Here is a 14,334-nt window from a genome sequence, read left to right on the forward strand (position 1 = left end):
TGGCAGCTAGGCGAACATCTGACGCAAGTTTACGCTGCTTTCCTTGCCGATCTTGCCCTTGTGATCCGTCAAAAACCGCTCTGCCGCCGTTTGTCCTGCCTGCTTCAGCTTGGCGATAACAGCAGCATTTGGCACGGTCTTGGTCGCAACTGACAGCTGCGCCATCAGATCATCGTCGGCAATCATATGCACCCGCACACGGTGCATGCGGCTTTCGGGCAGCGTGCCTTCGTCCAACAGGCGTTGAACAAAATCAATCGCCCGCAATTCCCGCAGCAGGCTGGAATTGAAACTGATCTCATTGATCCGGTTCTGGATCTCTTTGGGGGTGACCGGCAGGTCCTCACGCTCCAAAGGATTGATGTTGATGATCACGATATCTGCCGGCAGTGCATCATCAAACAGGGGAAACAGCGCGGGGTTGCCCGTGTAGCCGCCATCCCAGAAAGGTTCGACCCTGTTGGTCTGCGGGTCGAAAATCTGAACGGCCTGAAACAGGGTTGGCAAACAGGCCGAGGCCATGATCGCCTCCGGGCTGATCTCATCGCCGGAAAACACCTTGATCTTGCCATTGCGCACCCGGGTGGCACAGATGTGCAGATGTGGAGCGACAGAGTTACACACTTTGTCATAGTCGAACTTGGCAACGATATCAGTCAGCGGGTTGCGGTAAAACGGCCCGTAGCTATAGGGCGATGTCACATTATTGATCGCATCCGCCATTGCCACAGGCCAGCTGTATTCCATGGCCCTGCTCAGCGCCCCAACGCCAAACGGGGCCATCCAGTTGGTCTTTTCCAGATCATCGACACCCGCCACCTGCATCCAAAGCCAGTCGAGATTGTCCCGCGCGCCCTGCGCGCCGTTTTTGACCCATCCGGCCTTCAGTGCGGCCCCGTTCAGCGCCCCGGCGGAGGTGCCGGAGATGGCACCAATCTCGATGTCATCCTCCTGCAACAGCCGGTCAAGCACGCCCCAAGTGAAAGCCCCATGGGCACCGCCCCCCTGAAGCGCGAGGTTGATCCGCAGTTTACCGGTCTGTTTTGCCATATCCGGTTACAGTGCTGTCCAGCCGCCATCAACACTGACCGTGGTGCCGGTGATCTGTGCCGCAGCATCCGAACACAGGAAGGTGGCTGTACCGCCCAGCTGCTCAACGGTGGCAAATTCCTTGGAGGGCTGGCGGGTCAGCATGACATTCTCGATGACCTCTTCGCGGGTCATGTCATATTCTTTCATCGTGTCGGGAATCTGCTTTTCAACAATTGGCGTCAACACATAACCCGGGCAGATCGCATTGCAGGTGATCGGGTCTTTAGCGGTTTCCAGCGCCGTTACCTTGGTCAAGCCAACAACCCCGTGTTTCGCCGCCACATAGGCCGATTTATAAGGCGATGCCGTCAACCCATGGGCAGAGGCCACATTGATCACCCTGCCCCAGCCGAACTGGCGCATCTTGGGCAAGGCCACTGCGGTGGTGTGAAATGCAGAGGACATATTGATGGCGATGATTGCGTCCCACTTGTCCTCCGGGAATTCGGGGATCGGTGCGACATGTTGGATACCTGCGTTGTTCACCAGAATATCACAACGCCCCGCTTGGGTGATCAGATTGCGGCACTGCGCACCTTTGGACATATCGGCCTGAATGTACCGGGCAGTGACGCCGGTTTCATCCGCAATCTGCTGGGCCAGCGCGTGATCTTCCTCATTGTCGGTGAAGGAGTTCAGCACAACATCCGCACCGGCACGGGCAAATTCCCAGGCAATCCCAAGGCCGATGCCAGAGTTCGATCCGGTGATGACGGCAGTTTTGCCAGACAGGTCGATGGTGAAAGCCATGACGGCGCTCCTTGATCAATAAATGCTGCATCTGCACAATGGCCTGCAATCACACAGAAGGAAACGCACAATTGCGATGGCTTCTGCCTGACCCCCTGCACAGCCAAAAAAAAACGCCAGCACGAAGCTGGCGTTAAGTTATTGAGGCAGGTTTCATACAGGCAAGAAACCTATCGAGCAGTGACCCCTTTATACGAGATCAACGTCATTGCGCCAAGTATAAAGTTTGAACTGGACGCTGGAGCCAATTAACCATAGGCCCAACAAAACAAGGGCTGTCCGGGATTGTTGCCAAAATGGAGAACGATATTTTCCAAAAGTTGCGGGGCGTTGCGGGGGTTTCTTCGCTGATTCTCTGGGGTTTTGCAGCGCAGGCAGAATCGGTTCATGGGCTAGCTATGTATGGCGATCCGGCCCTGCCAGCCGATTTTACATCCCTGCCCTATGCCAACCCCGATGCCCCTAAGGGTGGTCAGATCACGCTGGGCAATACCGGGGCCTTCGACAGCCTCAATCCCTTCGTGCGCAAAGGCAATGTCCCGTGGCAGTTGCACCAGTTCACTCACGAAAGTTTGATGGGCCGCTCACAGGATGAACCCTTCACCCTTTACGGATTATTGGCCGAATCGCTGGAAGTTCCCGAATCGCGCGCGTGGGTTGAATTTACCCTGCGCCCGGAGGCCGCGTTTTCCGATGGCACCCCGGTCACGGTTGAGGACGTTATCTTTTCCTACGCGCTGTTGGGGACAGAAGGGCATCCGCGCTACCACGGGCTTTACCGCCAAATCGAAAGCATCACCGCAACCGGCCCGCGCAAGATCCGGTTCACCTTCAAGGGTGATAACCGTGAACTGGCCCTGCTGGCGGGCATGCGCCCGATCCTGTCCAAGGCACAATGGGAAGGGCGTGATTTCGCCAATGCGCCCCTCGCCGATATTCCGCTGGGCACCGGTGCCTATGTTGTTTCCGACTATGACGCTGGCCGTCAGGTCACCCTGACGCGCAACCCCGATTACTGGGGGGCAGATGTGCCGTTTCGCCAAGGCACTCACAATTTCGACCAAATCAAGATCGACTTTTACGGCGACGCCAATGTCCTGCAGGAGGCGTTCAAGGCCGGCGAGATTTCCGCCATGCGCGAATTCAACGCCGAGACATGGGCGACACAATACGACTTTCCCGCCGTTGCCCGGGGTGAGGTCATTAAATCGACCTTCCCGCATCAGAAACCCTCTGGCATGACCGGCTTTGTGATGAACACCCGCCGCGCGCCTTTTGACGACTGGCGGGTGCGTGATGCGCTGATCCAAGCGTTCAACTTTGAATATATCAATGAGACGCTGACCGGCGGCAGCCTGCCGCGCATCACATCCTATTTCTCCGGTTCTGTGCTGGCCATGGAACCAGGTGCCGCCCCGCCCGAAGTCGCAGCCCTGCTTACCCCGTTTAAGGAAACCCTGCCACAGGACACCCTTGAGGGATACGCCCTGCCCGTCTCTGACGGCTCTGCCCGCAATCGCGCGGGTATTCGTGCCGCGATGAAACAGCTACAGGCGGCTGGCTATTCCGCCGAAGGGGGCACCATGCGCGGCCCTGACGGCACGCCGCTGGAATTTGAGATTCTGCTGTCCAAGGGCAACGCAGAGCATACCAAAATTGCCGAACTATATGTTCAGGCGCTGACCCGTCTGGGCATCAGGGCAGTGGTCGAAGCGGTGGATGCCGCGCAATTGACCCAACGCAGCAATGCCTTTGATTTTGACATGGTGCATTTCCGCCGCGCCCTGTCCCTGTCCCCCGGCAATGAGCAACGCTATTATTGGGGCACTGCAGCGGCCACACAGGAAGGATCACGCAATCTGATGGGCGTAGAGGGTCCTGCGGTCGATGCGATGATCGACACCATGCTTTCAGCGAAAACATCGCAAGAGTTCACCCATGCCACCCGCGCCCTGGATCGCGTGTTGACGGCGGGGCGGTATGTGATCCCCTTCTGGCAATTTGATGCCGGGATGATCGCACATCGCGCTGAAATGAAATACCCCGATGTAATCCCAATCTATGGTGATGGCCCCAACTACATGCCCGAGCTTTGGTGGTGGCAGGAATAACGCCACAGGGCTGTGACCGCGCAACTAGCAGCTATCGGTATAGAGCTGCGCGCATGGTGGTTCTTTGCCTTGCCTGATCTTTTTTGAAAGCCGCTTCGTCCACCGTGTGATGCGCGCTGATGCGTTAATTCCTCTGGTGGGATGAAGCAGGGTGATGCCCCGCACCTCGGTCCGTCATCGTTTTAACGCCGACAGATCAGGCGGCGGCGCTAGACCAGCGAAGTCACCCAAAGGATGGTTGCATCCTCTGCGCTGGTAGACACAACATTGTGCCCCATCGTCGCGTCATAATAGGCACTGTCACCACGGCGCAATTCGACGGGTTCATAAAACTCCGTGAACAGCAGCACCACGCCTGTCAGCACATATAGAAATTCTTCGCCGTCATGGCGCACCCAGCCGTCAAACTCTTCCATCGCGCGGGCCCGGATCCTTGCGCGATAGGGCAGCATCTGCTTTTTGCGCAGCGTGTCGACCAGAAGCTCGTGCTCATAGGTGACGGTCGCCTTGGCGGCCCCTTCCCCTGATTTGGTCACCGCCATCCGCCCGTTGATCTTTTCAGCCGCAGGGGGCGTGAACAGCTGTGGCACCGAGATTTCCAACCCCACGGCCAGCTTTTTCAATGCATCATAGGTCGGGGACATCTGACCGTTTTCAATCTTGCTGAGTGTTGAACGGGCCAGACCGGCCTGTCCTGCTGCCTGTTCCAGCGTCCAGCCCCGTGCTTTGCGCAATTCGCGCACACGGACCCCCAGATCAACGGGCGGTGCGGTGTCATTCTCGCCGCTTTCGCGGGCGATGCGGATCAGGGAGGGAGAGGTATTTTCACTCATGCCCTCGCTATATCGTGCAGGCCAGTGCCTTGCAACGGATGGCGTGTTGGGCTAGCGCGTCTTTATGACCCAACCCGCTGCCCCCGCAAACCCGTTCAACCTTGCCGCCTATGTATTGCAAGCGGGTGCTGCCCTGCCTGACAAAACTGCCCTTTCCTTACTGTCACCGGAAGGCAGCGAAGACTGGACCTATGCACAGCTGATCAGCGCGGTGCGCGGCACGGCGACCGGATTGCTGGACGCCGGGTTAAGCGCGGGTGACATTGTGTTGATGCGCCTTGGCAATACGCCTGACTTCCCGATTGCCTATCTGGGGGCGCTGGCCGCCGGGCTGATCCCGGTGCCCACTGCTGCGGCCCTGACCGCGGGCGAAGTGGCCAAGATTATCCCAACACTCAAACCCGCCGCGATCCTGCATGACGCTGATGTGCCCTGCCCCGAACATGCGCAGATCATCGACCTTGCGACCCTGCGTGCCATGCGCGACCTGCCCCCTGCAGAGTTCCACATGGGCGATCCAGAGCGGCTGGGTTACATCATCTACACCTCTGGCACGTCCGGCAAACCCACGGCGGTGATGCATGCCCATCGTGCCATCCTTGCCCGTCAGATGATGTTTGACGGCTGGTACGGGCTGACCCCCGAAGACCGTGTCCTGCATGCAGGTGCGTTCAACTGGACCTATACGCTGGGCACCGGGTTAATGGACCCCTGGACAATGGGGGCTACGGCCCTGATTCCGGTTGCCGGCACGTCGCCTGCTGCCCTGCCTGATCTGATCGCCACACATAAAGCCACGATTTTTGCCGCTGCCCCCGGTGTCTATCGCCAGATGCTGCGCGACCTGTCGCCACTGTATCTGCCCAACCTGCGCCACGGTTTAAGTGCAGGTGAAAAGATGACCGCCGCTGTGCGCGAAGCTTGGGAAGAAATCACCGATACCCCGGTTTATGAATCCTTTGGCATGTCGGAGTGTTCAACCTTTATCTCTGGCAACCCCACAACACCTGCCAAAGACGGGGCCATCGGTACCGCGCAACCCGGGCGGCAGGTTACCATCCTCGGCCCCAAAGGCCCTGCCCGCAGCAATACTCCCGGCACCATTGCCATCCATCGTTCCGATGCGGGGTTGATGCTGGGCTATCTCAATGATGAGAAGCTGACCAAATCGAAATTCGACGGTGACTGGTTCCTGACCGGTGATCAGGGGATGATGGATGATGACGGACAGATCACCTATCTGGGCCGCACCGATGATATGATGAACGCTGGCGGGTTTCGCGTTTCACCGCTGGAGGTTGAAGAAACCCTGCTTGCCATCCCCGGTGTCACCGGCATTGGCGTCACCGAAGTTGAGGTCAAAAAGAACACCCGTGTGATTGCGGCGTTTTACACCGCCGCAGCGCCGATCAAGGAATATACCTTGACGGATTTTGCCACGGCCAATCTCGCGCGATACAAACAGCCGCGTCTTTATGTTCATGTCGACGCCCTGCCCACCAGCGGCAACGGCAAAATCCTGCGCCGCCAGTTGCGCGACAGTTTCGAGGCACAAAAGAAATGACCCAGACCATCAAGCTCGACATCATGTCAGACCCGATCTGTCCCTGGTGCTATATCGGCAAGACCCATCTGGACGTGGCGCTTGACGACAATCCAAACCATCCGTTTGTGATCGAATGGCATCCGTTCCAGCTGAACCCTGATATGCCAGCCGAAGGAATGGACCGGCGCGCCTATCTGGAAGGCAAATTCGGCGGCAAAGAGGGCGCAGTGCGGGCCTATGCACCTGTGGTCGAACACGCTGAAAAGGCAGGCCTCAAGATCAACTTTGAAGGGATGCAGCGCACCCCCAACACGCTGAACGCCCATCGTCTGATCCATTGGGCGGGCATTGAGGGCCGACAGACCGCAGCCGTGTCTGCACTGTTCCAGGCTTATTTTGTTGATGCGCGTGATATCGGTGACGCTGAAGTGCTGGCTGATATCGCGGATGGAATCGAAATGGATGCCGCCGTGGTTACCCGTCTGTTGAACACCGAAGAAGATGTGCAATCCATTCGCGACCGCGATGCACATAGCCGCAAGATGGGTATCTCTTCAGTGCCGACATTCATCGTTGGCGGGCAGCATGCAGTGCCTGGCGCACAGCCACCCGAACTCTGGGCCAATGTCATTGCAGAGCTGACGGAATCCAATTGATCTGACCCACGCCCCGACTATGGTAATCCCGCCACAGGCCCCGGGTTTTATAGGGTATTTGCTTTGCCAAGCGGGCAGTGCTGACTTACGATTCTTTCATAAAGGGGCAAAAGACCCCAACAGATGGGCAGAATTGGCAGATGGCAAATCAGACAACACCACCGGTCCCGGTGGCATTTATCCGTGTATCGCAGATTTCCTGTGATTGGCGCGCTGGACCGCTGCGCTGCATCGCGCAACTGGCTGCCCGGGCGACAGCTGGCGGCGTCAAGGCGATCTGGCGCAACGAAGTGGGCGGTGCCTATGTCACCCCTGCCCGGAAAGCCCGAACATGAGCGCGGCCCGGTCGCGCATCATCCTGACCTATGGTCGGTTTGACGGGTTCACCCAACAACATGTTCAGTTTTTGCGCCGGGTCAGTGCGCTGGGGCATGAGCTGATCATTGGCTGCACAACAGATGCACTTGCCGCGCAAATCGGCTTTCCCTGCACCTATCGTTTTGAAGACCGCCGGGCGGTTCTGGAAAGCTGCCGCTTTGTCTCCCGTGTGATTGCACAGACCAGTCTGGGGCAAAAACGCACCGACATCGTGAATTACAACATTGCGACACTGGTCTCAGGCACCGATCAGCGTGGACAATATGATGACCTTCAAGACGTTGCTCAGGTCCTCTACTTGGCACGTCCAACCCCAGATTTGCCGTCTGTCCACTCAGGCTTCGACGAAAAAATTGTTTAGGCCGCTAATTTTTAACTGGTACCCATTGCAGGAAATTCAACCATAGGGTAACTCTGACGCCAAGTCGCGTCACTCTTGCTGTGACACATACAGCGGAGTCGAACTTTGCCCCCAACGTCACAACCGTTCTCCCTGAGCCGGACAGAGTTCGTCGCCCTGATTGCGATGATGTTCGCAACCATCGCATTTTCCGTAGACGCCATGTTGCCCGCCCTGCCCGATATCGGCGCAGAATTGTCACCAGAGCAACCAAACCGGGCAGGACTTATCCTGACATCCTTTGTTTTCGGCATGGGTGTCGGCACGTTTTTTGCAGGCCCATTGTCGGATGCTTTTGGCCGCAAGCCGGTCATCTATGGCGGGGCCGCGGTCTATATTTTGTCAGCAGCTGTCGCCTGGGCCAGTTCTTCGGTTGAAATCATGCTGGCTGCGCGGATCTTGCAAGGTTTCGGCGCGGCTGGTCCGCGCATTGTCTCGGTTGCAATTGTGCGAGACCTTTTTGCGGGTCGCGATATGGCCAAGATCGTTTCCATTGTGATGATGATCTTTACCCTGGTGCCGGCCGTCGCACCGCTGATCGGTTCCTTCATCATCGCAGGTTTCGGCTGGCGCGGCATCTTCATCGCCTTCATCCTGTTTTCCCTGCTTTCTATGACATGGATGGGCGCACGGATGCCGGAAACGCTGGCGGTTGAAAACCGGCGGCCATTGCAAATGTCGCTGCTGACCTCGGCTCTTAAGGAATTGTTTTCTCACCCTTCTGTGCGGGTCTCGATCCTTGTTCAATCGCTGGCCATGGCGATGCTGTTCACCATGCTGATGTTGGTTCAGCCGATTTACTTCGACGTTTACGACCGCGCAGAGAGCTTTCCCTATTGGTTTGGGGCCGTCGCCCTGTTCGCCGGCACTGCCAGCCTGCTGAACGCCGTGATGGTGGGACGCTTTGGCATGCGCAGGCTGGTCACTGTCACCCTCGCCATCCAGATCGTCCTGTCGAGTATCATGCTTGGCTTTGACCTTGGCTCTCTGCCGGGCGTTTTTGGCTTTGCTGCTTTTGTCGTCTTTCAGACCTGTCTGTTCTTTCAGGCCGGATTGACCCTTGGCAATCTGAACGCCATTGCAATGGAACCTGTTGGCCATATCGCTGGCATTGCTGCCTCGGCGATTGCAGCCATCTCGACAGTACTGGCCGCGGTTCTGGCTTCCCCTGTCGGGTTGTTGTTCAACGGTACGGTCCAGCCCCTTGTTGCCGCCATCCTCGTCATGGCAATGGCGGGCTATGCCCTGATGCTACGCCTTGGCCGGATCGAAGCACGCGCAACCAACGACAGCTGAAAACCTCAGGCTTTACCGGACGTCTTGCCCTTTGCCTTCTTCTCCGCGGCGATCACATGTTCCGCCAGATCACGGGCAATGGCAAACGCCCCCTTGATCTTATCCGCATCTGATTTCCAGTCGCGTTTCACCACGATCTTGTTGTCGCGGACCTTGGCCAGCCCGCGCTGATCCTGAATGAACGATACCAGGCCTTCAGGAGAGGCAAATTTGTCATTGTGGAACTGGATCGTGGCCCCCTTGGGCCCGCCGTCCAGCTTGGCAATACCGGCGCGTTTGCACATCGCCTTGATCCGCACCACCAACATCAGCGTGTTCACCTCTTTGGGCAGCTTGCCAAAACGGTCAATAAGCTCCGCCGCGAACCCTTCCAATTCTACCTTGGTGCTGAGGCCCGACAGGCGGCGATAAAGCCCCAGCCGCACATCCAGGTCAGGCACATAGGTTTCCGGGATCAGTACCGGCACGCCCAGATTGATCTGCGGTGCCCATTGGTCATCCGCCTCCGACAGGCCCTCCATCTGACCAGTCTTGATTTTAGAAATCGCTTCTTCCAGCATGGATTGATACATTTCAAAGCCGACATCGCGCATCTGGCCGGATTGCTCTTCCCCCAGCAGATTACCCGCGCCGCGAATGTCCATGTCCTGTGACGCCAGCGTGAAACCGGCCCCCAGCGTGTCGAGCGAGCCAAGCACCCGCAGCCGCTTTTCCGCCAGCGGCGTCAGCTTTTCGCGCGGCTTGGTTGTCAGATAGGCATAGGCGCGGGTTTTGGAGCGGCCCACGCGGCCCCTGATCTGATAGAGCTGCGCAAGACCGAACATATCCGCGCGATGCACAATCATGGTGTTTGCTGTCGGGATATCCAAACCGGATTCCACAATCGTGGTCGCCAGCAGGATGTCGAATTTGCCATCGTAAAAGGCATTCATCCGGTCATCCAGTTCCCCCGCAGCCATCTGCCCATGCGCCACGACATAGGTCAGCTCAGGCAGTTGGTCTTTCAGGAAGGCTTCGATTTCGGGCAGGTCACTGATGCGTGGCACAACGTAGAAGGATTGCCCGCCACGATAATGTTCACGCAGCAGCGCCTCGCGCAGGGTAACCGCATCAAATTCGCTGACATAGGTACGGATTGCCAGACGGTCGACTGGCGGTGTGCCGATGATGCTGAGGTCGCGCACACCGGTCAGCGACAGTTGCAAGGTGCGCGGGATCGGCGTGGCGGTCAGGGTCAGCACGTGAATATCTGTGCGCAGGGATTTCAGGCGTTCCTTATGCTGCACGCCGAAATGCTGTTCCTCGTCAATCACCAGCAGGCCAAGGTTCTGAAACCTGATGCCCTTTGCCAGCAGCGCATGGGTGCCAATGACAATATCAACCGTGCCCTTGGCCATCCCGTCACGGGTCGCTGCGGCCTCTTTGGCGGGCACAAAACGGCTGAGCTGGCGCACCTCAATCGGAAAGCCACGAAACCGCTCTGCAAAGCTTTTGTAATGTTGCCGTGCCAGCAAGGTTGTCGGCGCGATCACCGCCACCTGCACACCGGACATGGCGGCCACAAAGGCCGCCCGCATGGCCACTTCGGTCTTGCCGAAACCAACATCGCCACAGACCAGACGATCCATCGGATTGCCGCTGGTCAGATCGTCGATCACATCGGAAATGGCGCGCAGCTGGTCGTCGGTTTCCTGATAGGGAAAGCGGGCCGAAAACGCATCCCACATGCCCGGCGGCGGATCAAGCACCGGCGCACGGCGCAACGCACGCTCCGCGGCAATGCGGATCAGCTTGTCCGCCATCTCGCGAATGCGTTCTTTCAGTTTGGCCTTTTTCGACTGCCAGGCCCCGCCGCCCAGCTTGTCCAGCAGCCCCTCTTCATGGCCATATTTGCTCAGCAGTTCGATATTCTCAACCGGCAGATACAGCTTTGAATTTTCGGCATATTCCAGCAGCAAACATTCATGCGCCGCCCCCGCCGCAGTGATCACCTCCATGCCTAGATAACGACCAATGCCGTGATCCACATGCACCACCAGATCACCCGGTGTCAGGCTTTGGGTTTCGGTCAGGAAATTCGCCGCACGTTTCTTGCGTCTGGGCGCGCGGATCAGCCGGTCGCCCAAAACATCCTGCTCGGAAATCACCGTCAGTTTGCTGTCTTCCCAAGGGGCCTCAAACCCGTGTTCCAACGCCCAGACCGCCAGATGCAGCCCACGTTTACCCAGACGTTTGGCTGATGGGATTGGAATCGCTTCTGCCAGCCCTTCATCTTCGATCAGCCCGGTCAAACGCTCGCGCGCTCCTTCGGAGTAGCTGGCGATCACCACCGGTCCTTCTTGAAGTTTTGCTTTAAGGTGATCCGCCAATGCACCGAAAAGGCTGATCGTTTCCTGCTGGCGTTCAGGTGCAAAGTCGCGCCCGATCCGCGCGCCCGCGTCCAGCACATTTGGCCCCGTCGGCTGCGGCAGCGTCGTCATCTGGATCACCCGGTGGTCCGCTGTCGCCAGCTGCCATGCTTCATCCGTCAGATACAGACCTTCAGGCGGCGCGGGCTTGTAAACACTGTCCATTTTGGAGCGGTTCGCCATGGCGATCTTGCGGGTTTCATATTGATCTTGGATGCTTTCCCAACGGGCCAGACGGCTGGCGGTCAGTTGATCATCCAGCGTGATCGCCGCCTTGGGCAGATAATCAAACAGGGTTTCCATGTCAGCATGGAAAAACGCCAGCCAATGTTCAGCGCCCTGATGTTTGCGTCCTGCGCTGATCGCCTCATAGAGCGGATCATCCGTGCCCGCCGCGCCAAATTCGATACGGTAGTTCTGGCGGAAACGGGTGATCGCCGCCTCGTCCAAGATGACCTCGGAAACCGGGGCCAGTTCGACCAGCTCCAGCTTTTCCGTGGTGCGTTGCGTCGCGGGATCAAAGCGGCGCGCCCCATCCAGCACATCGCCAAACAGATCCAGCCGCACCGGCCCCTGTTCCCCGGGTGGATAAATGTCAATGATCCCGCCGCGCACAGCGTAATCACCCGTTTCCATTACCGTGGGGCTTTGTACAAACCCCATGCGCACCAGAAATTCGCGCAACGCCTTCTCGTCAATCCGCGCCCCCACACGCGCCGAAAAGGCCGCATGGCGCAGCACCGACCGCGCCGGCACCCGTTGGGTCGCCGCATTTAACGTTGTCAGCACCACAAATTTTCGCGGCATTTCATGCACCAGCCCCGCCAGGGTCGCCATGCGCTGCGCCGAAATATCCGCATTTGGCGACACCCGGTCATACGGCAGGCAATCCCACCCCGGAAAGGTGATGACCGGCAGATCGGGCGCGAAAAACGCCAGCGCCGCCTGCATTGCCGCCATCCGCTTGTCATCGCGGGCCACATGCACAACAGCCCCGCTGCGGGCGACTTCATCAACAATAGCGCGGGCGTCAAACCCTTCGGGCACGCCAGACAGGGTGATTTTGCTTGGATTGGTCATGGGGTCTCAATTGGCGTTTGCGCGCGGGCTGTCAACCGCCCAAAGGACCCAGACTCATATTCTGGTACATCCCCCAGAGGGCGGTCACGAAAATCGACACCATGCCGATGATCTGGGTATAAAGCCGGTGCCGGTTCATCCGTTTGAACAAGATCTCGCCTGAAGAGTTTTCAGCCTCGATGATCCGCGCAGTGGACAGGCTCAGCATACCGACCATGGACAGGGGCAAGGCCAGCAAAAACACGGCCTGAGCAAACTCATTGTGGTACACAAACCCCAGTAACAACAGCATGGTCAGGAAAAAACAGGCAAAGCCTGCCATCCAAAGCCCTGACACGCGGCCAATGTACAACAGCCGGTTCACATTGATGCGCACCATATCCTCTAGGTCAACCTGCGCATCCTCGCCATAGCGTTTGGCCCGCAGCACCATGTCATAAGGCACACCCAGCACCCAATGGCTGGCCGTGGACCAGACAACCGCCAGCACAATCCAGAACCACAGGTTCGAGAAAGAGCGCATGTCGATGATTTCGAAAAGCGTCTGGTACCAGTCCAACGTCATGCCTCAGCAGGTGAAAGTCAGAGCGTGATACCCAAGGTTGCCCTCAATTCCTACCCTTGAGTGCATAGATTTTTCGTGGGAAGACAGCGAGGCGCAATTGTGAGGTATTTTTGCATGACTCCCGTCCAAGCCCCCTATCCCGCCACCCGCCTGCGCCGCACCCGCGCCACCCCGGCTTTGCGCGCTCTGGTGCGGGAAAACGCACTGGAGGTGGGTGATCTGATCTGGCCGGTCTTTGTGCGTGCCGGTGAAGGCATCGAAGAACCGATCCCCTCAATGCCCGGGGTGATGCGCCGTTCCGTGGACATGGTGGTCGAGGCCGCCGCCGAAGCCCATGCTTTGGGCATCCGCGCGATGTGCATTTTTCCTTACACAGGTTTGGAAGAACGTACCGAAGATTGCGCCGGTGCATGGGACCCGCAAAACCATGCCAACCGCGCAATTGCCGCGATCAAATACCGCTTTCCCGACATGGCAGTGATGAGCGATGTGGCGCTTGATACCTATAACATCAACGGCCATGACGGCTTTGTCGAAGACGGCATCATCGTAAATGACCGCACTGTAGAAGCCCTGGTGAAAATGGCCCTTGCGCAGGCGGATGCCGGTGCGGATATCATCGGCCCTTCGGATATGATGGATGGCCGTATTGCCGCCATCCGCACCGCCTTGGAAGCTGGTAACCATCAGGATGTGACCATCCTCAGCTATGCGGCAAAATACGCCAGCGCTTTTTACGGGCCGTTTCGCGATGCGGTCGGTGCCTCGGGTGCCCTGACCGGGGACAAGAAAACCTACCAGATGGATCCCGCCAATTCCGATGAGGCCCTGCGTCTGGTCGCCCGCGACCTGTCGGAAGGCGCGGATATGGTCATGGTCAAACCCGGCCTGCCCTATCTGGATATCTGCCGCCGTGTGAAAGACAGCTTTGGCGCGCCGACCTTCGCCTATCAGGTTTCCGGTGAATACAGCATGATCAAGGCCGCTGCCCAAAACGGCTGGATCGACGAAGAACGCGTAATGATGGAAAGTCTGATGGCTTTCAAACGCGCAGGATGCGATGGTGTGCTGACCTATTTTGCCCCCGCTGCGGCGCGCCTGTTGAACGGCTAACCGGGAGGTCCGCCCGGCCCCCGAACAGCACCAATCCGCCCACGGCACCAAATCTCATGACAAGCCGCGAAAAACCGCCTATGCTGTGCAGCAAGTCGGAACAAAC

Annotated in this window: 12 protein-coding genes; 7 read left to right on the forward strand and 5 right to left on the reverse strand. The window is 58.1% G+C overall.

Annotated elements, in window-relative coordinates; genetic code table 11:
* Positions 1-6 precede the first annotated feature (6 nt).
* Positions 7-1,050 carry a patatin-like phospholipase family protein gene (locus tag QQL78_RS07330; protein ID WP_284372044.1) on the reverse strand — a complete coding sequence of 348 codons (1,044 nt, stop codon included), beginning with the start codon at positions 1,048-1,050 and terminating at the stop codon, positions 7-9.
* Between the two features lie 6 nt (positions 1,051-1,056).
* Positions 1,057-1,842: a 3-hydroxybutyrate dehydrogenase gene (locus QQL78_RS07335; RefSeq protein WP_284372046.1), complete on the reverse strand. Its 786-nt coding sequence runs from the start codon at positions 1,840-1,842 to the stop codon at positions 1,057-1,059.
* A 296-nt stretch (positions 1,843-2,138) separates the two neighbouring features.
* On the opposite strand from QQL78_RS07335, the gene QQL78_RS07340 reads away from it, so the two are divergent.
* Positions 2,139-3,953 (forward strand): extracellular solute-binding protein, encoded by a 1,815-nt coding sequence (locus QQL78_RS07340; protein ID WP_386257672.1) that lies wholly within the window; start codon positions 2,139-2,141, stop codon positions 3,951-3,953.
* A gap of 209 nt (positions 3,954-4,162) precedes the next feature.
* Here the strand turns inward: QQL78_RS07340 and QQL78_RS07345 are convergent, their stop codons facing one another.
* The gene (locus tag QQL78_RS07345) at positions 4,163-4,786 is read right to left on the reverse strand and encodes a helix-turn-helix domain-containing protein (RefSeq protein ID WP_284372048.1); all 624 of its coding nucleotides are present in this window, start codon (positions 4,784-4,786) and stop codon (positions 4,163-4,165) included.
* A 64-nt stretch (positions 4,787-4,850) separates the two neighbouring features.
* Here QQL78_RS07345 and QQL78_RS07350 point away from each other — a divergent pair, with 64 nt between their 5' ends.
* The 5 genes from QQL78_RS07350 to QQL78_RS07370 all read left to right on the forward strand — a co-directional run bounded on the left by QQL78_RS07350 (position 4,851) and on the right by QQL78_RS07370 (position 9,062).
* Entirely contained in the window at positions 4,851-6,350 is a 1,500-nt protein-coding gene (locus QQL78_RS07350; RefSeq protein ID WP_284372050.1) for a class I adenylate-forming enzyme family protein, read from the forward strand.
* A complete protein-coding gene (locus QQL78_RS07355; protein ID WP_284372051.1) occupies positions 6,347-6,988 on the forward strand; it encodes a DsbA family oxidoreductase in 642 nt (213 codons plus the stop codon). The genes QQL78_RS07350 and QQL78_RS07355 overlap by 4 nt, the downstream gene beginning before the upstream one ends.
* 140 nt (positions 6,989-7,128) lie before the next feature.
* Positions 7,129-7,323, forward strand: coding sequence for a hypothetical protein (locus tag QQL78_RS07360; RefSeq protein WP_284372053.1), 195 nt, complete (start codon positions 7,129-7,131; stop codon positions 7,321-7,323).
* Positions 7,320-7,727, forward strand: coding sequence for an adenylyltransferase/cytidyltransferase family protein (locus QQL78_RS07365; protein ID WP_284372055.1), 408 nt, complete (start codon positions 7,320-7,322; stop codon positions 7,725-7,727). The genes QQL78_RS07360 and QQL78_RS07365 overlap by 4 nt, the downstream gene beginning before the upstream one ends.
* Before the next feature lie 165 nt (positions 7,728-7,892).
* A complete protein-coding gene (locus QQL78_RS07370) occupies positions 7,893-9,062 on the forward strand; it encodes an MFS transporter (protein ID WP_386258914.1) in 1,170 nt (389 codons plus the stop codon).
* Positions 9,063-9,067: 5 nt separating this feature from the next.
* Here QQL78_RS07370 and mfd read toward each other — a convergent pair whose 3' ends face one another.
* Together mfd and QQL78_RS07380 are read right to left on the reverse strand one after the other, a co-directional pair.
* Positions 9,068-12,550 carry a transcription-repair coupling factor gene (mfd, locus tag QQL78_RS07375; protein WP_284372059.1) on the reverse strand — a complete coding sequence of 1,161 codons (3,483 nt, stop codon included), beginning with the start codon at positions 12,548-12,550 and terminating at the stop codon, positions 9,068-9,070.
* A gap of 31 nt (positions 12,551-12,581) precedes the next feature.
* Positions 12,582-13,115 carry a component of SufBCD complex gene (locus tag QQL78_RS07380; RefSeq protein WP_386257674.1) on the reverse strand — a complete coding sequence of 178 codons (534 nt, stop codon included), beginning with the start codon at positions 13,113-13,115 and terminating at the stop codon, positions 12,582-12,584.
* 114 nt (positions 13,116-13,229) lie between these two features.
* On the opposite strand from QQL78_RS07380, the gene hemB reads away from it, so the two are divergent.
* Positions 13,230-14,228 carry a porphobilinogen synthase gene (gene hemB, locus QQL78_RS07385; RefSeq protein ID WP_284372063.1) on the forward strand — a complete coding sequence of 333 codons (999 nt, stop codon included), beginning with the start codon at positions 13,230-13,232 and terminating at the stop codon, positions 14,226-14,228.
* Positions 14,229-14,334: the final 106 nt, after the last annotated feature.

The organism is Sulfitobacter pacificus (assembly GCF_030159975.1).
Lineage (GTDB): Bacteria > Pseudomonadota > Alphaproteobacteria > Rhodobacterales > Rhodobacteraceae > Sulfitobacter > Sulfitobacter pacificus.

Excerpts from the sequence above, each read along its gene's own strand:
- QQL78_RS07365 (WP_284372055.1), top strand. The coding sequence starts at position 7,320 with ATGAGCGCGGCCCGGTCGCGCATCATCCTGACCTATGGTCGGTTTGAC.
- QQL78_RS07345 (WP_284372048.1), bottom strand. The coding sequence starts at position 4,786 with ATGAGTGAAAATACCTCTCCCTCCCTGATCCGCATCGCCCGCGAAAGC.
- QQL78_RS07360 (WP_284372053.1), top strand. The coding sequence starts at position 7,129 with ATGGCAAATCAGACAACACCACCGGTCCCGGTGGCATTTATCCGTGTA.
- QQL78_RS07380 (WP_386257674.1), bottom strand. The coding sequence starts at position 13,115 with ATGACGTTGGACTGGTACCAGACGCTTTTCGAAATCATCGACATGCGC.
- QQL78_RS07335 (WP_284372046.1), bottom strand. The coding sequence starts at position 1,842 with ATGGCTTTCACCATCGACCTGTCTGGCAAAACTGCCGTCATCACCGGA.
- hemB (WP_284372063.1), top strand. The coding sequence starts at position 13,230 with ATGACTCCCGTCCAAGCCCCCTATCCCGCCACCCGCCTGCGCCGCACC.
- QQL78_RS07370 (WP_386258914.1), top strand. The coding sequence starts at position 7,893 with ATGATGTTCGCAACCATCGCATTTTCCGTAGACGCCATGTTGCCCGCC.
- QQL78_RS07355 (WP_284372051.1), top strand. The coding sequence starts at position 6,347 with ATGACCCAGACCATCAAGCTCGACATCATGTCAGACCCGATCTGTCCC.
- QQL78_RS07350 (WP_284372050.1), top strand. The coding sequence starts at position 4,851 with ATGACCCAACCCGCTGCCCCCGCAAACCCGTTCAACCTTGCCGCCTAT.
- mfd (WP_284372059.1), bottom strand. The coding sequence starts at position 12,550 with ATGACCAATCCAAGCAAAATCACCCTGTCTGGCGTGCCCGAAGGGTTT.
- QQL78_RS07330 (WP_284372044.1), bottom strand. The coding sequence starts at position 1,050 with ATGGCAAAACAGACCGGTAAACTGCGGATCAACCTCGCGCTTCAGGGG.
- QQL78_RS07340 (WP_386257672.1), top strand. The coding sequence starts at position 2,139 with ATGGAGAACGATATTTTCCAAAAGTTGCGGGGCGTTGCGGGGGTTTCT.